The sequence below is a fragment of the Arthrobacter sp. BB-1 genome, assembly GCF_006151685.1.
GTDB lineage: Bacteria > Actinomycetota > Actinomycetes > Actinomycetales > Micrococcaceae > Arthrobacter.
In genome coordinates this window covers 320,269-338,872 of the sequence record NZ_VDEV01000022.1, presented here as the reverse complement: position 1 = coordinate 338,872, position 18,604 = coordinate 320,269, and the positions used below count along the sequence as shown (strand labels likewise).

The window sequence follows — 18,604 nt, the reverse complement described above, 5'->3', positions numbered from 1 at the left end:
GACGAGGATGAAAGGAAGTCCCATGACTGAGAACCAGACGCCCGGGCAGGCCCCGAGGAATGGCGGCGCGGAACGGGATCCCTGGGAGCGCCAGCACCCCGGCCAGCCGGAGGACAATGCTGCGGGACCGCAGCAGTCCGGCGGGGCGGGAACCGGTGAGCGCGGTCCACGGGAGTACCCCACGGAGCGGCTGGACCGGCAAGGGGACAACCCCACGCAGGAGATCCCCGGAGCACCGCGTCCGGTCTATCCCGAGCGGCAGCCGTTCTATGGACAGGGTGCCTCCCAGGAACCAGCGCCTGGTCACCAGCAGGCACCACCGCAGCCCGGCTACGGTTACTACGGCCAGGGCGGCCAGTATGGAGGCGCGGTGGGCCTTGCCCCCAACCCCAAGGACGCGCCGCGGCGGAAAGCCTCGTTCGGCGTCGGCACGCTGGTGGCCAGCATCCTCGCTGCCGGACTTGTGGGAGGCGGAGTGGCCACGGTTGGTTCCGCGGGACTGGGTAACGCCGGTGCCGGCACCACGGTGGGCAGCAACAGCCAGCCCGGGACGGTCATCGTCAATAACCAGGACAGCGTCAATGCCATCACCGCAGCTGCCGTGAAGGCATCACCCAGCGTGGTGACCATCAGCGCCTCCACCGGCAGCGCCGGCGGCACCGGCTCCGGCATCATCCTCAACGACCAGGGGCATATCCTCACCAACACCCACGTGGTCACCCTGGACGGCCAAACGGCCAACGCAGCCCTCGAAGTGCGGACCAGTGACGGGCGTGTCCTCGGCGCCAAACTCGTGGGCACGGATCCACTGTCCGACCTCGCCGTCATCAAGGTGGACAACGCCTCAGGCCTCACCCCCGCAACCCTGGGCGACTCCGGCAAGCTGAACGTCGGGGACACCGCCATTGCCATCGGTTCGCCCCTGGGCCTGACCGGCACCGTGACGGACGGTATCGTCTCGACCCTCAACAGGACCATCAGCGTGGCCTCCGCCGCCGCACCGGAAGGCGACAAAAGCGAGGACAGCGGTGATGGCTTCCAGTTCGCACCTCCGGGCGGCGGTGAAAGCCAGCAGCCGGCCAACAAGGGCGAGATTGCCATCAACGTCATCCAGACAGACGCCGCCATCAACCCCGGCAACTCCGGCGGCGCCTTGGTAAACAGCAGCGGCGAGATCATCGGCGTGAATGTGGCGATCGCCTCGGCGGGGTCAAGCGCATCATCCACCAGCGGCAACATCGGGGTGGGCTTCAGCATCCCCATCAACCACGCCAAGCGCGTAGCCCAGGAAATCATCGACACCGGCAAGGCATCCCACGGCCAGCTGGGCGTCAGCGTCCGGAAGAAGGCCGCATCCAGCACCTCGTCCGAGTTCTCGGTAGGCGCGGACGTTGCCACGGTGGAAGCGAATTCGGCTGCGGGCAAGGCCGGGATCAAGGTGGGCGACGTCATCACGAAGTTCAATGACCTTGCCATCGGTGAACCGAACCAGCTGACCGCGGCTGTCCGCGAACAGCGTGCCGGCGCCAATGTGAAGATCACCGTCCTGCGCAACGGCGCGGAGCAGACCTTCGACGTCACGCTCGGCACCGCGGCCGGCTAGCAGCGCCAGCCCGGCAAGCCGCCATCAGCAACGCCCGACGGCGGCGTCCCCACCTTGGGGGCGCCGCCGTCGGACATGGCACGGTAGGCAGGCAGGCGGTGCCCATGTCCAGCCCGCTGACACAGGCGTTAACGGAACAGGGCGCCGGGGCGCGCCTATATGGTTAGCTAGGAGCTACCCGCATGCCGGGCATTCCGCGGCCATGACCCTACCCGGCTGGCTGTCCACAAGCATGGAAGGCTGCTGTAAACACAGTGGAAGATACATTGAAGATCATCGTCCTGGTCAAGCATGTACCGGACGCGCAGTTTGACCGCCACCTCAACGGGGAGGGCTACACGACTGACCGCGACGAGAGCATCCTGTCCGAGCTTGACGAATACGCACTTGAGGCAGCGCTGCAGCTGGCCGAAGCCCGCGGGGGAGCCAAGGCAGGCAACCAGGTCATCGCGCTGAGCATGGGCCCCTCGGGTGCAGTCAACGCCATCAAGAAGGCGCTGCAGATCGGAGCCACGGAGGGCGTGCACCTGACGGATGACGCCCTGGCCGGCTCGGACGCTGCGGCAACGTCTCTGGCATTGGCGGAAACAATCCGGCACCTGGGCAGCGTGGACCTGGTTATCACCGGCATGGCGTCAACCGACGGTGAAACCTCCCTGGTCCCCGCCCAGCTCGCGGAACGGCTCGGCCTGCCCCAGGTGACCTTCGCTTCCACGCTGGAGGTGGACGGCGGACGCCTCACCGCACGCCGCGACGCGGATACGTCGTCCGAGACGGTCGAGGCCCCGCTCCCCGCTGTTGTCTCCGTGACGGACCAGATCAACGAGCCGCGCTACCCCAATTTCAAGGGCATCATCGCAGCCAAGCGCAAGAGCATCACCACACTCTCGCTCGCTGACATTGGAGTGGACCCGGCGCAGGTGGGACACGCCGGTTCCTGGACCCGTGTGCTCAGTGCCGAGGAACGCCCGCCCCGGACAGCCGGCACCATCATCACCGACGAAGGCGACGCCGGCATCAAGCTCGTTGACTTCCTGGCCGCCCAGAAGCTGCTCTAAGAGGGACCACAGACATGGCAAACGTACTTGTATTCATTGACAACCCCGGGGCTGCGCTCAAGAAGGGCAGCCTTGAGCTGCTCACCCTGGGCCGCTCCCTCGGCCAGACGGCCGTTGCGCTGAACGGCAAGCTGCACGACGACGTCGCAGCCACCTTCGCTGAGTACGGCGTCACCTCGGTGCTGCTCCCCGCAGCAGAGGACCTCGACGACTTCCTCGTCGCCCCCAAGGCGGCCTACCTGGCAGCTGCGGCCGGGCACGTGGGCGCGGACATCGTCCTGCTGGACAATTCCCCTGAGGGCAAGGAGATCGCCGCCCGTGCCGGCATCCGCCTGAACGCCGGCGTTATCACCGATGTGGTTGCCGTGGACGCTGACGGCACCGCGCACAAGTCCGTCCTCGCGGGTTCCTACAACACCGCCTGCAAGGCCTCCACCGCGGTCAGCGTGCTGACGGTGAAGGCCAACAACGTCACCCCGGAACCGGCTGCGTCGCCAAGCTCGCCGGAGACCACCACAGTGGAGGTTCCCGCCGGCAGCACGGCCGCGGCGGCCCGGATCACCGCCCGTGAGCAGAAAGTGGCAAGCGGCCGCCCGGACCTGACCGACGCCCGCATCGTGGTCGCCGGCGGCCGCGGCCTTGACGGCGACTTCACCCCCGTGGAGGAACTTGCCGACGCCCTCGGGGCAGCCGTGGGCGCCTCCCGCGCGGCCACCGACGCCGGTTGGATCAGCCATGATGCGCAGGTGGGGCAGACAGGCAAGACCGTGTCCCCGCAGCTTTACATCTCCGCGGGAATCTCCGGCGCCATCCAGCAGAAGGCCGGCATGCAGACGGCGAAGGTGATCGTGGCCATCAACAAGGACGCTGAGTCGCCGGTTTTCGAGATCGCCGACTTCGGCATCGTCGGAGATCTCTTCGACGTCCTCCCGCAGGCCACCGCTGAAATCAAGAAGCGAAAAGGCTGACTCCTTGATTGCCTCTCCTGCAAGGGAACAGAGCCCGTTCAGTCCGGACCTACACCGGGTTGGGCGGGTGCTCTGTTTTGCGGCACACCCTGACGACATTGACTTCGGCGCTGCGGGGACCATCGCTGCCTGGACCGCGGCCGGCGTCCAGGTCAGCTACTGCATCATGACCGATGGTGACGCCGGCGGCTTCGACCCGGCACACCGGGCGGACATCATCGCCCTGCGCGACGCAGAACAGCGCCGGGCCGCCGAACTGGTGGGAGTCACGGATATCCACTACCTCCACCAGCGGGACGGCTACCTGGCACCGTCGCACGAGGTGATGAAGGGAGTGGTGAAGCTGATCCGCGAGATCCGTCCCGACGTCGTGCTTTCCATGCATCCGGAACGCAACTGGAAAAGGATCCAGAAGAGCCACCCCGACCACCTGGCCGTAGGCGAAGCCGTGACGCGCGCCGTGTACCCGGCGGTGGAGAACCCCTTCGCCTACCCTGAACTCGCCGAAGCCGGCCTGGCTGCCTACAAGCTTCCCTGGCTGTGGCTCTACGCCGGGCCCGAGGAACGGGAGAACCACTTCGTGGACGTCACGGAGCACGTGGAGTCCAAGCTCCAGGCGATCCACGTCCATGTCAGCCAGCATCCCGACGTGGAGGCCATGGAAGCCACGGTCCGGCGGGGGATGCACACGAATGCCGCACGGGCCGGACTCGCGGAAGGGCGAAGCGCCGAAGCCTTCCACGTGGTGGCCGTCAACGGTCCGGGAACCATCGCCGGTTTCTAGGCAGACCGTCCCGGTGGGAAGACCACAACGGAAAACGCCCCGCTCCATGTCCTTCCTGGAAGGTGGAGCGGGGCGCTTTCGGTTGGTGCGGCAGCCTGCTTTACGCGCCCAGGGGTGCGGCAGCGACAGTGGGCAGGGTGGGGGATTTCGATCCGCCCACGGGCTCGACCGTAATGCCCAGCGCGGCGGCGGAGGAAATGCCCTCCACCACAGCCGGCTTGGAGAGGGCTTCCTCGTCCATAAGGCCCTGGGAAACGGGCGCCGAGCCGTCCTTGGGAATCAGCCACATCTGGTACACCTTGCCCGCGGGCGGTGCGGGAACGCCATTCATCCTGACGACGGCGGCATCCTCCGAGGACGAGATCAGCAGCGTGGCGGTACCGCCGCCGGCCACATCCACCGAAGCCTCCCGCATATCCCCGGCCCGGACCACCTGGTTGATGGGATCGTTCTGGTCCGCAATGTAGGAACCCACACCCACGCCGCCCAGGGCAATGGCCGCCGCCGCGGCCACTCCGGCGAGCCAGCGGCGGGCGCCGGAAGGCCGGCGGCGTTCCTCCCTGCGCTGCCGCGCCTTGGCGAGCTCGTCCCCAGTGGTGGACGGCCCTGGTGCCGGCGGCCCGGCAGGCGAGGCGGCAGGTCCCGCGGCCGGGGCCGGTGCGTCCGCGTCCGCCGGGTTGTCCTGGGCAGGGAGTTGGGCAACGATGCGGTCGAAAAGGTCGGCGGGTGGCTCTTCCTCGGCCCGGAAGGTCCTGGCCAGGGTTTCCCTGGCCTGGCGAACGCGTTCGAAAAAGAGTGTACGTTCCGACGCCGGGGCTGCCGAGATGTACTGCTCGATCGCACGGCGTTCTTTTTCGGTCACCGCGTCCAGGGCATAGAGCTCTGCGAGGTCCACAGCCCGGCCGGAAGCCAGGTCCATGGCAACGGTGTCGCCAAAGGAACCGGAACGGCCACTGCGGCCATGGTTCATGTCAGTCATCTCAACTCACCCCCAGACAGGTCTTCAGCCGGATCAGTCCATCGCGGATCCGGGATTTTATGGTCGGTACTGCTGCGTTCAGTTGTTCGGCGACTTCCCGGTACGTGAGGCCGCCGTAATAGGCCAGGCGGACCGATTCCTGCTGCGTCTCGGTCAGCGTGCCCAGGCACCGGACTACCGCCTCGGCCTCCAGCCTGCTCCCCACCTGGTCCGCCACGGTGTCGTGGTCGATGTCCTGCGTGCTGGCGCCGTATTTGGCTTCCCGGTCGGTGGAGGACTGCGAGGACCGGACCCTGTCCACAGCGCGGCGGTGCGAAATGGTCATCAACCAGGAGAGCGGGCTCCCGGCTTTGGGATCGAATTTGGACGCGTTCTGCCACACCTGGAGGAAGACCTCCTGCGTGGTGTCTTCACTGAGTTCGGGATCGATCAGCACGCGGCGCGCCATGCCGAAAACCCGGCGTGACGTAAGTTGGTAGAACTCGGCGAAGGCTGCCTGGTCACCCCTGCCTATGGCTTCCAGCAGGACTGAAAGCCGGTGGCTGAGGTCGGCAGGCGGGTCTGTCACCGCGGCCGGCGCCTCGGCATGCGGGGCCTCGGAATGCGGGGCATTGGGGGTTTCCATTACTACCAAGCATAAGTCTCCGGATCGCGAATCCTCAGCCGTGGCGCCACGGCTGCTGCGGGAGGTCCTGGAACGTGACTCCAGCAATGTCACCTGCAGCTCCTTGAACACGGTGGAATGTTGTCGGGAGTAGTTCGGCGCCGCCGCGGGGGCGGATGGGTTGGCTGCGAAATAAGTTGCGGCCCGTCAGCCGGGGGTGCCTGGAACCCCTCAGGTCAGATTTTGGCGCCCGCGAACCCCTGCTGGCGCCAGGCCTCGTAAACAGCAATGGAGGCGGCGTTGGCCAGGTTCAGGGAACGCAGGGCCGGCAGCATGGGCAACCGGACGGTGGAGGTGACATGGGGGTCCTCCTTCAGTTCCGCCGGCAGCCCGACGGACTCCCGTCCGAACATCAGCACGTCTCCGGGCTGGTAGGAGATGTCCGTGTAGCTGGCGGTCCCGTCCGAGGTGAACGCGTACACCCGTTCCGGCTGCAGATGCTGCCAGGCGTCCTCGATGTTCCGGTGCACGGTGACGACGGCGAGGTCGTGGTAGTCAAGGCCTGCCCGGCGGAGCTTCGCATCCGAGAAATCAAAGCCGAGCGGTTCCACGAGGTGCAGTTCAGCGCCGGTGATGGCTGCCAGCCGGATGGCGTTGCCGGTATTGCCGGGGATTTCGGGGGCGTGGAAAAGGATGCGGAACACGCTTCCATCCTAGCCACCGTTGCAGGTGCCACCGCGTTCAGTGCACGCGGCGGTCAGTGCATCCCGCGCAGCAGCCTGGCCAACACGGGAACGTTCACCGTATTGGGCGCCGGCCCGGAGGCAAGGAATTCCTTGAGTCCGCGCACCATCCCTGCGGCATTGACCACCTGGACGGTTTCGAGCCCGCCCGCCTGCCGGCGGTGGTTGTCGATTACCGGCTCGTGGAGGTTGCCGCCAGGACTGAGCACCACGGTCCAGCCCGTCACGTTCAGTTCGGGGAAGATGTCCTGCATGGCCCGCACCACGTGCGCCAGTTGCGGCGGGGGGATGGCACGGCCGCCGTGGTTCAGCGTCCGGCCGTCCCAGGCATAGGCGCCTTTGGGCAGCAGCATGGAGCCGATGAGCGCCAGCCGGTAACCGGACAGCACGGCGTGGTCGATGTGGCTGTTGTCCGCGGGGGACTGGAGGCCGTTGATGAGCCTGGCCGCCGGAATTGCCGGCAGGACCTGGCGGGTGAGGAGCTGCACGGTGCGCATCTCCCGCTGGATGCGTGCCTCGGCACCGAATATTCCCCGTTTCCGGGGCATGCCGTGGACCTGCTGGCTGGCGAGTGCCAGCGGGATAAGGGGAACGTCGGCGGCAGGAACGCCCTCGTAGGCCGGGACGTACACCGGGGGATCGCCGGCGGTGTTGCGGGCGTTGCCTGGCCGGTGCACGGTGGCCGAAGCCCGGCTGCCGGCCGGCGGGGCGTCGAAATGCGGCTCCCTGTCGGCGGCCTCGTCACCGCGGATGGTGCCGGCGGCGTAGGAGCGGTCGTACGCTTTCCTGCGGGTGGGATCGATCAGGGTTTCATAGGCCCTGGTCACCCGCCGGAATGCCGCGGCATCGCCGCCGTGATCCGGGTGGGCCGTGCGGGCAGCCCGGCGGTAAGCCACCTTGATTTCCTTTTCCGTGGCTGTCACAGGCACTCGAAGCACCTGGTAATACGAGCTGCTGCTCTCGGTCAAGCACCCATCCTTCCCCTGATTCGGCCAGTCCTCGCAGGTAGCCCGGTCCGCACAGTTTAACGGCCCGTCCTGAACAACGACGTTCCGGCCCTCCATGGTTCCCTGTGGCAAGCCGGGACCGGCGTGAAGATACCTGTGCCGGGGTATTGGCCCGGGCAGATGCCTCTAGACTCGTGCATGCGCGGCCGTCACGGCCGCCGCGGGATGCATGGGGGTGGGAATGGACATGCCGACGACGGCGGAAACGGCCGGCGGGGCGAGGCGGCGGACAGTGCCGCTGCTGGCAGCCGCCCTGGGGGCCGTGCTCGCGGGCGGCTGCAGCGTTGAAGTGCGTGATCCCGCCGCTCCGGAACCCGTGGCCAGCACGCCTGCCGTGGCCACGCCCACCATCACGCCGGGCCACGACGCCGAGGCAGTGGCAGGCCAGGACCTGCCGTTCGGCGCGGGCGGCATCCTGGCCCCCGGGGTGCCCGTTGGAATCTCGGATGGACTCAAGGAAGCCACTGGCTGGAAGGCACAGAGCCGCAACGTCGCGGGCGAAAGCAGGTACATCAAGGCCGACGGATGCCTGGTGGCCGCCAAAGTGCGCACCGGCCAGGCCGCCCTGGCCCGTGGTGATGACCGGGAATCGACCATTGCCCTCTTTGAATACCTGGATCCGTCCATCCTGCCCGGCTACCTGACGACCGAAACCCTGCGGTGGGGCGCAAACCCGGAAGGTCCAGGGCATACGGTGGAGGTGCTGGCCCTGGACCAGGCAGCGCAGCCGGACGGCAGGGCAACGTCGGTGTTGGCCCGGCTTTTCGGTACCGCCGGCTCGTCGGTCTATGTCTCCATCTCCTGCCCGGACGCAGCCTCGCTCGCAGCCGCCAGGGCCGACGTCGTACGTTTCCTCCCCGTGCTCCCGCCCTCCTCCTAGCCGGCCCCGGGACGCAGCACCTCCTGCCTCGGGCCATGGCCGGTAGAATTGGGGGGTGCCCGTTTACCTCGACCATGCCGCAACCACCCCCCTCGCACCTGAGGCGCTGGCTGTGCTGACGCGTGAGCTCGCGCGCACCGGCAACCCCTCATCCCTGCACGGCTCCGGCCGCCGCGCCCGCCGGACGGTGGAGGATGCGCGGGAGGCAATTGCCGCTGCGGCGGGGGCCCACCCCTCCGAAGTCATCTTCACCTCGGGGGGCACGGAGTCTGACAACCTGGCCGTCAAGGGCCTCTACTGGTCCCGGGTGGCAGAAAACCCTGCGCGGCGGCGCATCCTGTGTTCCGCCGTTGAGCACCATGCCGTCATTGACACCGTGGAGTGGCTCGAGCGGCACGAAGGCGCCGAGGTGGCATGGCTTCCCGTGGACAGCAACGGGGTGGTGGACCTGGCCGCCCTTGAAGCGGAACTCTCCCGCGACCCGGACACCATCGCGCTGGCGACGGTCATGTGGGCAAACAATGAAGTGGGTACCATCCAGCCCATTGGCCGGATCGTGGAACTGGCCCATGCAGCCGGGGTGCCGGTGCACTCGGACGCGGTACAGGCGTTCGGTTCCCTTCCGGTGGACTTCAAGGCGTCGGGCCTGGACGCCATGTCAATCTCCGGCCACAAAATCGGCGGACCGGTGGGGGTCGGCGCCCTCCTGCTAGGGCGCGCGGTGAAACTCACACCCGTCCAGCACGGCGGCGGCCAGGAACGCGACGTCCGTAGCGGCACGCTGGATACCGCCTCCATAGCGGCCTTCGCCGCTGCGGCGGAAAAGGCTGCGGCCACCCTGGGTGCGGAATCTGAACGCATCTCGGCCCTCCGTGACCGGCTGGTTGACGGCGTGCGGGACCTGGTACCGGAAGCCGTCCTGCGGGGTGCCGAGGGGAGCGGCCGGCTCCCCGGCAACGCGCACTTCACCTTCCCCGGCTGCGAGGGGGACTCCCTGCTGTTCCTCCTGGACCTTGCCGGGGTGGAGTCATCCACCGGTTCTGCCTGCACGGCAGGGGTGCCCAGGCCTTCGCACGTCCTGCTGGCCATGGGCCTGGACGAGGAGACCGCACGCGGAGCGCAGCGGTTCACCTTGGGCCACGCGTCGGTAGGGGCCGACGTTGATGCGCTGCTGGCCGCGCTTCCGGACGCCTATGCGCGGGCGCGCCAGGCGGGCATGGCAGGGCACGAGTCCAGCATCCAGACCGCTGGAACCCTGTCCCGCCAAGGTTCACCCGGCCGCTGATCCCGTTTTCGGCGAAGGCCGTAGAATAGGTAGGCGAAGATCGTTTCCCGGAAGCCGGCCTGCCCGGGCCGCCCATACCGCCTTGAGCCGGAAACACCCCAACAGAAAGCCACTATGCGAGTTCTAGCAGCCATGAGCGGCGGAGTCGACTCCGCCGTTGCCGCCGCCCGCGCCGTCGAGGCAGGGCATGACGTCGTCGGCGTCCACCTGGCGCTGTCCCGCATGCCCGGCACGCTGCGCACCGGAAGCCGGGGCTGCTGCACTATTGAAGACTCCCGCGACGCATGGCGCGCCTGCGATGTGCTGGGCATTCCGTACTACGTCTGGGATTTCTCCGAGCGGTTCAAGGAAGACGTTGTCCAGGACTTCATCGACGAATACGCCGCCGGCCGCACGCCCAACCCCTGCATGCGCTGCAATGAACGGATCAAGTTCGCGGCGCTGCTGGAAAAGGCCATCGCCCTGGGTTTCGACGCCGTCTGCACAGGCCACTACGCGAAGGTCATCGAGGACGCAGACGGGAACCGCGAGCTGCACCGCGCGGCCGACTGGGCCAAGGACCAGAGCTACGTACTGGGTGTCCTGACCCACGAGCAGCTCAAGCACTCGATGTTCCCGCTCGCCGACACGCCGTCCAAGGCTGAAGTACGTGCGGAGGCTGAGCGGCGCGGCCTGTCCGTCGCCAACAAGCCGGACAGCCACGACATCTGCTTCATCCCCGACGGCGACACTGCCGGCTGGCTCGCTGAAAAGATCGACATGTCCACCGGCGACATCGTTGATGAAACGGGCGCCAAGGTGGGCGAACATCCCGGTGCCAACGCCTTCACCGTGGGCCAGCGCCGCGGGCTGAAACTGGGGACGCCCGCTGCCGACGGCAAGCCGCGGTTCGTCCTTGAGATCCGGCCCAAGGAAAACAAGGTTGTGGTTGGCCCCGAGGCACTGCTGGCCATTGACGAGATCCGCGGCATCAAGGTCTCCTGGGCCGGGCTGCCCATCGCCGAAGTGGGGACCGGCGAGGAGTTCGAATGCCACGCCCAGGTCCGTGCCCACGGGGATCCCGTTCCTGCCACGGCCCGCATGGAGCCGGCCGGACAGGATGCGGAAGCGGCTGGAGACCAGCTTGTTGTCCGGCTCACCACCCCGCTGCGGGGAGTGGCCCCCGGCCAGACGATCGTCCTTTACCAAGGCAGCCGGGTGCTGGGCCAGGCAACGATCGACGCCGCCCGCTCCCTTCAACGCGCCGAACTTTAGGCCATCAGCTTCCGAACACCGTCCCGGTCCTGCCGGGGCGGTGTTCTTTGTTGTGCCGCTGTTCGAAAAGGACCACGGCCCGTTCAGGTAAATTTTGTGTCTCAACTCACAAAATGGCCCCGCCTGAGGGTTCACTCTCTGATTGAATCTAGGCATCAGCACCGCGCGCTTTCCGCCTGAGCAAATGCACCCATCAGCGGTCGGCGGGCGCGCACTCATCGAACAGAAAGTTCACAGATGACGAAGAGCATCAAAGCACTGCACGGCGCCATCGCGCTGGCAGGCATCTCCGCACTCGCATTGACTGCCTGCACGGGCCCTTCAGGCGGAGGCGGAACCTCAACCGGCGAGGCAGGAGGCGGTGCCATCACCTACGGCACCACGGACAAGGTGGTCACCCTCGATCCCGCCGGGTCCTACGACGGCGGTTCCTTCATGGTGATGAACCAGATCTACCCGTTCCTGCTCAACTACAAGCCCGGCACGGCCGATGCCGCGCCGGACATCGCCGAGTCCGCCTCCTTCACCAGCCCCACTGAGTACACGGTCAAGCTGAAGCCCGGCCTGAAGTTCGCCAACGGCAACACACTGGATTCCTCGGACGTCGTGTTTTCCTTCAACCGCGTCAAGTCGATCGACGACCCCAACGGCCCGGCGTCGCTGCTCTCCAACATGGAAAAGATCGAGGCGACGGACCCCAACACCGTGGTGTTCACCCTTGCGGCCGGAAATGACCAGGTGTTCCCCGGCGTCCTGGCCTCGAACCCCGGTCCGATCGTGGACGAGCAGGTCTTCCCGGCGGACAAGATCATGGACGACGACGCCATAGTCGCCGCGAAGCCCTTCGCCGGCCAGTACACGATTGAAAGCTACAAAAAGAACGAACTGGTGAGCTTCAAGCCCAACCCCGACTACCAGGGGCTCCTTGGCAAGGCCTCCAACGAGGGCGCCACGCTCAAGCACTACGCCGACCCGAACAACCTGAAGCTGGACGTGCAGCAGGGCAACATCGACGTTGCCGGCCGCATCCTCACGGCCACGGACGTCGCCGACCTCGAGAAGGATTCCAAGGTCAAGGTCCACAAGGGCCCAGGTGGCGAGCTGCGGTACATGGTCTTCAACTTCGACACCATGCCGTTCGGCGCGAAGACTCCCGAGGCGGATCCCGCGAAGTCGCTTGCCGTGCGCCAGGCGATTGCCCACCTCGTGGACCGCGACGTCATCGCCTCCCAGGTCTTCAAGAACACCTACACTCCGGTCTACTCCTACGTCCCCAAGGAATTCGAAGGAGCAGCGGAACCGCTGAAGAGCCTGTACGGCGACGGAAACGGCAAGCCCAGCGTGGACAAGGCCAAGAAGGTCCTGGCCGACGCCGGCGTCACGTCCGTGGTGGACCTGAAACTGCAGTACACGGACCGCTACGGCACGTCAGCCGCGGACGAGTACGCCCTGGTCAAGGAGCAGCTTGAGAAATCGGGCCTGTTCACCGTTGACCTGAAGTCCACGGAATGGACCACCTACACCAAGGAGCGCCGTGCGGATGCCTACCCCGTGTACCAGCTGGGCTGGTTCCCGGACTACTCGGACGCGGACAACTACCTGACCCCGTTCTTCATCCCCGGCAACTTCCTCGGCAACCACTACGAGAACCCCGCCGTCACGGAGATCGTGAAGAAGCAGCTTGTCACCACGGACAAGGCGGAACGGAGCAAGCTCCTGGGCCAGGCGCAGGAAGCCATCGCGAAGGACCTCTCCACGCTCCCGCTGCTGCAGGGTGCCCAGGTAATGGTGGCCGGTACGGACGTCAAGGGAGTCGAGAAGACCCTGGACGCGTCGTTCAAGACCCGCCTTGGCGTGATGTCCAAGTAGGTCCACCGAACAATCCGGCTCTGACCCACGACGGGGCGGGACGCGGTGCGCCTGCACAGGTGCGCGTGTCCCGCCCCGTCTGCTGGTCGGGAAGCGGTGCATGCCCTCCGCAGGCACCGTAAAAAACAACCTGAGGCACCATGACTACATTGATCGACGCGCCGCCAACGGATGCGGACGGCCTGCTTCCGGCGGCCAAGAAATCCTCCGGCGGGGGATTGGGACAGTACATCCTGATCCGTTTCCTGCTGATTTTCCCCACCATCTTCATCCTGGTGACCATGGTCTTCTTCCTGATGCGGATCACGGGAGACCCCATCACCGCGGCCATGGGCGGACGCCTGCCCGAGGACCAGCTCCAGGAGCGGATCCAGGCTGCAGGCTACGACCGGCCCCTCCTGGTCCAGTACTTCGAATACCTCGGCCAGCTGGCCACCGGCAACTTCGGCCGCACGCTCACGGACAACCGTGCCGTCGTCGAAATGCTCACCACCTACGGCTCGGCCACCCTGGAACTGAGCATCAACGCCCTGCTCGTTGCCCTCCTGGTGGGCATCCCGCTGGGAATGTTGGCGGCCCACCGCAGGGATAAGGCGCCTGACGCCGTCCTGCGGGTTTTCGCCATCCTTTGCTACGCAACCCCGGTGTTCTTCGCCGGCATGCTCCTGAAGCTGACCTTCTCGGTCTGGCTCGGATGGCTGCCGGTGGCCGGGCGGGCCAAAACTTCCAGCGAACTCGCCCTGACCTCCCTTCAGGCCCCCACCGGAATCTACTGGCTTGATGCCCTCCGCAGCGGCAACATGGCTGCGCTCGGCGATGTCCTGGCGCACGCTGTCCTGCCTGCGGTGGCACTGGGCCTGCTGACGGCCGGGATCTTCCTCCGCCTGGTGCGGACCAACGTGATCGGCACCCTGGGCAGGGACTACATCGAGGCGGGGCGATCCAGGGGAGTCAGCGAATACCGCCTGGTCACCAAGCACGCCTACAAGCCCGCACTCATCCCCATCATCACGGTGATGGGCCTGCAGATTGCGGTGATGCTCGGCGGCGCGGTCCTGACCGAGAAGACGTTCGAGTGGAAAGGCCTGGGATTCCAGCTGGCCAACTACCTCACCGCGCGCGACTTCGTCGCAGTGCAGGGCATCGTGGTGCTGCTGGCCATCATCGTGGCCATGACCAACTTCATCGTGGACATCATCGCCGCGCTGATCGATCCCCGCGTGAGGTACTGACCATGAGCATTCCCGCTGTTCCCGTCCCCATGGAAAACCCCAGGGCTCCCTGGTACCGGCGCCTGCCGGTGGTTTCCCACTTCAACAAGAGCGTGGGCCTCCAGCGAGGCATGCTGGTGGCCGGCCTGATCCTCACCGGCATCTTCATCCTCACCGCGCTTTTCGCGCCATTGCTGGCACCCTACGGTTTCTCCCAGCTTTCCGACGCCGACGGCAACTTCCCCACGCAGGAGGTCCCCGGAGGCAAGCACCTCCTGGGCACAACCGTGGGCGGTTACGACGTCCTGTCCCGGGTCATCTGGGGCGCGCAGACCGCCATCCTGGTGATCGTCGTCGCCGTCGCCATGTCCCTCGTCCTGGGCGTTGCCCTCGGCCTGGTCAGCGGCTACCTGGGCGGGTGGCTCGACCGGATCCTGGTGGTCATCGCGGACGCCGTGTATGCCTTCCCGTCCCTGCTGGTTGCCATTGTCATGGCCATCGTCATCAGCGGCGGCCAGTCCAGCCTGCTCGGCGGCATCTTCGCCGCCGGCACGGCAATCACCCTGGTGTTCATCCCCCAGTATTTCCGGGTGATCAGGGCGGAAACGGTCCGACTCAAAGCCGAGCCGTTCGTGGAGTCGGCCAAGGTGGTGGGCGCCTCCAACATCCGCATCATGACCCGCCACATCTACCGCAACGCCACCCGCACCCTGCCGTTGATCTTTACCCTCAACGCTTCCGAGGCCATCCTCACCCTCGCCGGGCTGGGCTTCCTGGGCTTCGGCATCGAGCCGAGCTCCGCCGCGGAGTGGGGCTTCGACCTCAACAAAGCGCTCGCGGACACCACCTCCGGCATCTGGTGGACCGGCCTGTTCCCGGGCCTGGCCATCGTGCTTACCGTGGTGGGCCTGACCCTGGTGGGTGAGAGCATCAACGACCTGAACGATCCGCGGCTCCGGGGCCGCAAGAGCACAGGCGGCAGTTCGCCGGCCCCGGTGGCCAATGCCGCCATCGCAACAGAAGTGGGTGGACTATGACCGTCAACATCGATCCGACATCCGGGGCCGCATCCGGCCACGAGTCCGACGGCGGCCGCCCCGTCCTCGACATCGACCACCTCCAGGTCACCTTTGCCACCGACGGCGGTCCGGTCCATGCCGTCAAGGACGTCAGCCTGGAGGTCCGGAAGGGTGAAGTGCTGGCGATCGTGGGGGAGTCGGGTTCCGGCAAGACCGTCACCGCCAAGACCATCCTGGGCCTGCTGCCGGAGACCGCAACCAGCGGCGGCGCGGTCCTGATCAACGGGAACAACGTGATCACCGTGAGCCCCGCGAAGCTGCGCCAGATCCGCGGCCGCGACGTCGCCATGGTGTTCCAGGAACCCTCAACGGCACTGAACCCCGTGTTCACCGTGGGCTGGCAGATCGCCGAAGGCATCCGGGCCCATGCCGGGAGCGGCGGAAAGCGGGTTTCGGCAAAGGACGCCAAGTCCCGGGCCATAGAGGCGCTGCGGAAGGTGGGCATCCCCGATCCCGAACACCGCGTCAACTACTACCCGCACCAGTTTTCGGGAGGGCAGAAGCAGCGGGTGGTCATCGCAGCGGCGCTGGCGCTGAATCCGGGACTGATCGTCGCGGACGAGCCAACCACCGCCCTGGACGTCACTGTCCAGGCAGAGATCCTGGAACTCCTGCGGGACCTGCGGGACAAGTACGGCACGTCCATTGTGCTCATTACGCACAACATGGGGGTGGTGGCGGACCTTGCCGACCGCGTGGTGGTCATGTACCAGGGGGACGTTGTGGAAGAGGCACCGGCCCGCACCCTGTTTGCCGAACCCAAGCAGGACTACACCCGGAAACTGCTCGCCGCTGTGCCACACCTCGGCCACAACTCGGCGTCGGAGGGCCTGACGGGCAGGGCGCACCAGGATGAGGAAATCCTGGTGGAGGCCAAGGACCTCACCATCGAGTACCCGGGCAGGCTGGGAACTCCGGCTTTCAAGGCAGTGGACGGCGTCAGTTTCACCCTGTCCAGGGGCGAAGTCTTCGGGTTGGTGGGGGAGTCCGGTTCCGGGAAGACCACCATCGGCCGGGCCATCGCCGGCTTGAACAAGACCACGGGCGGCAGCCTCCGCGTGCTGGGCTACGAAATGCTGAACCTCCGGGAGCGCACCTTCAAGCCGCTTCGCAAGGACATCGGCTTTGTGTTCCAGGACCCGGCGGCGTCCTTCAACCCGCAACTGACCATTGGGGACTGCATTGCCGAACCCATGGTCATCCACACAAAGCCAAGCCCGGCGCAGGCGCGCAAACGCGTGGGTGAGCTGCTCGAATCAGTCCAGCTGCCGGCGTCGTACGCTGGGCGGTACCCGCACGAGCTGTCCGGCGGGCAGCGCCAGCGCGCGTCCCTGGCGCGGGCCCTCAGCCTGAACCCCCGCCTGCTGATAGCGGATGAGCCGACGTCGGCCCTGGACGTTTCGGTGCAAGCGAAGGTCCTGGAGCTGTTCAGGGACATCCAGCAGGAGTTCGGCTTCGCCTGCCTGTTCATCAGCCACGACCTGGCCGTCGTGGACACGTTGTCCTCCTGGGTGGGCGTGCTTTATAAGGGCCGGCTGGTGGAGCAGGGCATCGGGAACCAGGTGATGGGAAACCCGCAGCATGACTACACGCGGCGGCTTATCGCGTCCCTGCCGGTGCCGGACCCGCAGGAACAGGCGCGGCGCCGGGAGGAGCACCGGGCCCTGCTGGGCATCTGATGGTGCCGGGCACTTGACGGGCTGAGGGCGGGGACTCGCTTGTAGTGTGTTGGCGCCGGTGCCGTATGCGGCACCGGCGCTTAACACCCGGGCTATCCGAATGCCCTCCCATAGACTTGAGCCATGACGCAGCACAACCCCCACTCTCCTGATTCCGACGACTACGACCCCTCCGCCAGCTCCTTGGCCGGCCAGGTGGACAACTCGGTGATGGCTGAGCTGCTGTCCATCCGTTCCAGCATCGACAACATCGACGCCACCTTGGTCTATCTGCTGGCCGAGCGCTTCAAGGCCACCCAAAAGGTTGGCTTCCTCAAGGCTGCCCACCGGCTCCCCGCCGGCGATCCGGGCCGTGAGGCAGCACAGATCGCCAGGCTGCGCAGGCTTGCCGAAGACGCCCACCTGGACCCCGCCTTCGCGGAAAAGTTCCTGAATTTCATCATCGGTGAGGTCATCCGGCATCACGAAGCGATCGCCGAAGACCACGAGGCGGCCTCCGGACAGCATCCGCAGGCATCAGCGCGCGCGTGACCGGGGGTGAACGGCGCCAGGCCGGTTCCGGCTCCGCGCTGGGAAACGAAGCGCCGCCACGGGAGGTAACGGCCACCGCGCTGGGACCCTGGCCCGGTGAAGACCCGGTGGAAGCGGCAAAAATCATCCGCGGCGAGTTGGGCAGCCCCCACCTGCCGTTCCTCGCCGAGCTGCCGGACCGGGGCGTCGGCTCAGACGCGCTGGGACGCACTGCCTGCCTCCTGGAGGAGCTGGCTGTTGACGTCCAGCCGTATGGCTGGCGGCTCGTGGACCGTCCCGGCAAGGACTTCCGGCGCGCGGCTTCCGCCCTTGCCACGGACATCAACGTGCTGGCCGACGTTGCCGGGGCCGAGGAAGAGCCGGCAGCCGAAATCAAGGTGCAGCTGGTGGGGCCGCTGAGCCTTGCGGCCGGACTCCACCTGCACAACGGCGAACGGGCGCTCATCGACTACGGCGCCCGCCGGGACCTTGCGGCATCCCTTGCTGCCGGGGTGGGACGGTATCTTTCCCGGGTTGCCGCCGCCGTGCCGGGTGCCCGGCTGGTGGTCCAGGTGGACGAGCCGGACATCGCCGCGGTGCTGGCCGGCACCATCCCTACCTCCAGTGGCTACCGGACCCTGCGTGCGGTGGCGGCCTCCGAAGCGCGCGAATCTTGGCGGGTGGTCCTGGACGCTCTGCGCGCTTCCGGCGCAGCCGAAGTGGTCATAGCGGTGCCGGAAATCGAGGCGCCCTTTGAACAGATCCTCGCGGCAGGAGCCGACGGCATTGCCGTTCCGCTGAACGCCCTGACCTCCCGGCAGTGGGAACAGTTGGCCGGAGCGGTTGAAGCGGAGAAGCGCCTGTGGATCGGCGCGCTGGATACCGGGGGAAAGTCGCTGCCAAAGGTGCCGGACTGCGTCGATGCCGTGTGGCGTCCCTGGCGTCAGCTGGGCCTGCCGGCAACAGCGCTCGGCACGGTGCGGATCACGCCCTCGCAGGGACTCGCCGGCGGCAGTCCGGCCCAGGCGACGGCGGTCCTTGGCCGCCTCACGCAGGTGGCCGATGGGCTGAACCAGCGGGCGCTGGGATAG

17 protein-coding genes are annotated in these 18,604 nt (G+C 66.9%); 13 read left to right on the top strand and 4 right to left on the bottom strand.

Annotated elements, in window-relative coordinates; genetic code table 11:
- Nucleotides 1-22: 22 nt before the first annotated feature.
- The 4 genes from FHJ30_RS13350 to FHJ30_RS13335 all read left to right on the top strand — a co-directional run bounded on the left by FHJ30_RS13350 (nucleotide 23) and on the right by FHJ30_RS13335 (nucleotide 4,413).
- Complete coding sequence (locus FHJ30_RS13350) at nucleotides 23-1,603, top strand: S1C family serine protease (RefSeq protein WP_139029741.1); 1,581 nt, start codon at nucleotides 23-25, stop codon at nucleotides 1,601-1,603.
- Nucleotides 1,604-1,869: 266 nt separating this feature from the next.
- Nucleotides 1,870-2,661, top strand: coding sequence for an electron transfer flavoprotein subunit beta/FixA family protein (locus FHJ30_RS13345; protein ID WP_139029796.1), 792 nt, complete (start codon nucleotides 1,870-1,872; stop codon nucleotides 2,659-2,661).
- 14 nt (nucleotides 2,662-2,675) lie between these two features.
- A complete protein-coding gene (locus FHJ30_RS13340; protein WP_139029740.1) occupies nucleotides 2,676-3,629 on the top strand; it encodes an electron transfer flavoprotein subunit alpha/FixB family protein in 954 nt (317 codons plus the stop codon).
- Between the two features lie 7 nt (nucleotides 3,630-3,636).
- The gene (locus FHJ30_RS13335; protein WP_139029795.1) at nucleotides 3,637-4,413 is read left to right on the top strand and encodes a PIG-L deacetylase family protein; all 777 of its coding nucleotides are present in this window, start codon (nucleotides 3,637-3,639) and stop codon (nucleotides 4,411-4,413) included.
- A gap of 100 nt (nucleotides 4,414-4,513) precedes the next feature.
- Here the strand turns inward: FHJ30_RS13335 and FHJ30_RS13330 are convergent, their stop codons facing one another.
- The 4 genes from FHJ30_RS13330 to FHJ30_RS13315 form a co-directional block, all read right to left on the bottom strand.
- The gene (locus FHJ30_RS13330) at nucleotides 4,514-5,392 is read right to left on the bottom strand and encodes an anti-sigma factor domain-containing protein (RefSeq protein WP_373683152.1); all 879 of its coding nucleotides are present in this window, start codon (nucleotides 5,390-5,392) and stop codon (nucleotides 4,514-4,516) included.
- A gap of 1 nt (nucleotide 5,393) precedes the next feature.
- Nucleotides 5,394-6,017: a sigma-70 family RNA polymerase sigma factor gene (locus FHJ30_RS13325; protein ID WP_139029739.1), complete on the bottom strand. Its 624-nt coding sequence runs from the start codon at nucleotides 6,015-6,017 to the stop codon at nucleotides 5,394-5,396.
- 215 nt (nucleotides 6,018-6,232) lie between these two features.
- The gene (locus FHJ30_RS13320) at nucleotides 6,233-6,700 is read right to left on the bottom strand and encodes a tRNA (cytidine(34)-2'-O)-methyltransferase (RefSeq protein ID WP_139029738.1); all 468 of its coding nucleotides are present in this window, start codon (nucleotides 6,698-6,700) and stop codon (nucleotides 6,233-6,235) included.
- 53 nt (nucleotides 6,701-6,753) lie between these two features.
- A complete protein-coding gene (locus tag FHJ30_RS13315) occupies nucleotides 6,754-7,707 on the bottom strand; it encodes a J domain-containing protein (protein ID WP_139029737.1) in 954 nt (317 codons plus the stop codon).
- Between the two features lie 220 nt (nucleotides 7,708-7,927).
- Between FHJ30_RS13315 and FHJ30_RS13310 the strand changes: the two genes are divergently transcribed.
- The 9 genes from FHJ30_RS13310 to FHJ30_RS13270 all read left to right on the top strand — a co-directional run bounded on the left by FHJ30_RS13310 (nucleotide 7,928) and on the right by FHJ30_RS13270 (nucleotide 18,604).
- Nucleotides 7,928-8,626: a hypothetical protein gene (locus FHJ30_RS13310; protein ID WP_306669384.1), complete on the top strand. Its 699-nt coding sequence runs from the start codon at nucleotides 7,928-7,930 to the stop codon at nucleotides 8,624-8,626.
- A gap of 55 nt (nucleotides 8,627-8,681) precedes the next feature.
- Nucleotides 8,682-9,911, top strand: coding sequence for a cysteine desulfurase family protein (locus tag FHJ30_RS13305; protein ID WP_139029736.1), 1,230 nt, complete (start codon nucleotides 8,682-8,684; stop codon nucleotides 9,909-9,911).
- A gap of 114 nt (nucleotides 9,912-10,025) precedes the next feature.
- Nucleotides 10,026-11,165 (top strand): tRNA 2-thiouridine(34) synthase MnmA, encoded by a 1,140-nt coding sequence (gene mnmA / locus FHJ30_RS13300; protein WP_139029735.1) that lies wholly within the window; start codon nucleotides 10,026-10,028, stop codon nucleotides 11,163-11,165.
- Between the two features lie 237 nt (nucleotides 11,166-11,402).
- Nucleotides 11,403-13,034 carry an ABC transporter substrate-binding protein gene (locus FHJ30_RS13295; RefSeq protein WP_139029734.1) on the top strand — a complete coding sequence of 544 codons (1,632 nt, stop codon included), beginning with the start codon at nucleotides 11,403-11,405 and terminating at the stop codon, nucleotides 13,032-13,034.
- Nucleotides 13,035-13,174: 140 nt separating this feature from the next.
- On the top strand, nucleotides 13,175-14,266 hold the full coding sequence (locus FHJ30_RS13290) for an ABC transporter permease (RefSeq protein WP_139029733.1): 1,092 nt from the start codon (nucleotides 13,175-13,177) through the stop codon (nucleotides 14,264-14,266).
- A gap of 2 nt (nucleotides 14,267-14,268) precedes the next feature.
- Nucleotides 14,269-15,282, top strand: a complete 1,014-nt coding sequence (locus FHJ30_RS13285; RefSeq protein WP_139029732.1) for an ABC transporter permease — start codon at nucleotides 14,269-14,271, stop codon at nucleotides 15,280-15,282.
- Nucleotides 15,279-17,003, top strand: coding sequence for an ABC transporter ATP-binding protein (locus tag FHJ30_RS13280; RefSeq protein WP_139029731.1), 1,725 nt, complete (start codon nucleotides 15,279-15,281; stop codon nucleotides 17,001-17,003). The genes FHJ30_RS13285 and FHJ30_RS13280 overlap by 4 nt, the downstream gene beginning before the upstream one ends.
- A gap of 123 nt (nucleotides 17,004-17,126) precedes the next feature.
- The gene (locus tag FHJ30_RS13275) at nucleotides 17,127-17,534 is read left to right on the top strand and encodes a chorismate mutase (RefSeq protein WP_139029730.1); all 408 of its coding nucleotides are present in this window, start codon (nucleotides 17,127-17,129) and stop codon (nucleotides 17,532-17,534) included.
- Between the two features lie 38 nt (nucleotides 17,535-17,572).
- Nucleotides 17,573-18,604 (top strand): hypothetical protein, encoded by a 1,032-nt coding sequence (locus tag FHJ30_RS13270; RefSeq protein WP_139029792.1) that lies wholly within the window; start codon nucleotides 17,573-17,575, stop codon nucleotides 18,602-18,604.

Coding starts and splice junctions, on each gene's coding strand:
- FHJ30_RS13350 (WP_139029741.1), top strand. CDS start 23: ATGACTGAGAACCAGACGCCCGGGCAGGCCCCGAGGAATGGCGGCGCG.
- FHJ30_RS13340 (WP_139029740.1), top strand. CDS start 2,676: ATGGCAAACGTACTTGTATTCATTGACAACCCCGGGGCTGCGCTCAAG.
- FHJ30_RS13330 (WP_373683152.1), bottom strand. CDS start 5,392: ATGACTGACATGAACCATGGCCGCAGTGGCCGTTCCGGTTCCTTTGGC.
- FHJ30_RS13325 (WP_139029739.1), bottom strand. CDS start 6,017: ATGGAAACCCCCAATGCCCCGCATTCCGAGGCCCCGCATGCCGAGGCG.
- FHJ30_RS13310 (WP_306669384.1), top strand. CDS start 7,928: ATGGACATGCCGACGACGGCGGAAACGGCCGGCGGGGCGAGGCGGCGG.
- mnmA (WP_139029735.1), top strand. CDS start 10,026: ATGCGAGTTCTAGCAGCCATGAGCGGCGGAGTCGACTCCGCCGTTGCC.
- FHJ30_RS13295 (WP_139029734.1), top strand. CDS start 11,403: ATGACGAAGAGCATCAAAGCACTGCACGGCGCCATCGCGCTGGCAGGC.
- FHJ30_RS13290 (WP_139029733.1), top strand. CDS start 13,175: ATGACTACATTGATCGACGCGCCGCCAACGGATGCGGACGGCCTGCTT.
- FHJ30_RS13285 (WP_139029732.1), top strand. CDS start 14,269: ATGAGCATTCCCGCTGTTCCCGTCCCCATGGAAAACCCCAGGGCTCCC.
- FHJ30_RS13280 (WP_139029731.1), top strand. CDS start 15,279: ATGACCGTCAACATCGATCCGACATCCGGGGCCGCATCCGGCCACGAG.
- FHJ30_RS13275 (WP_139029730.1), top strand. CDS start 17,127: ATGACGCAGCACAACCCCCACTCTCCTGATTCCGACGACTACGACCCC.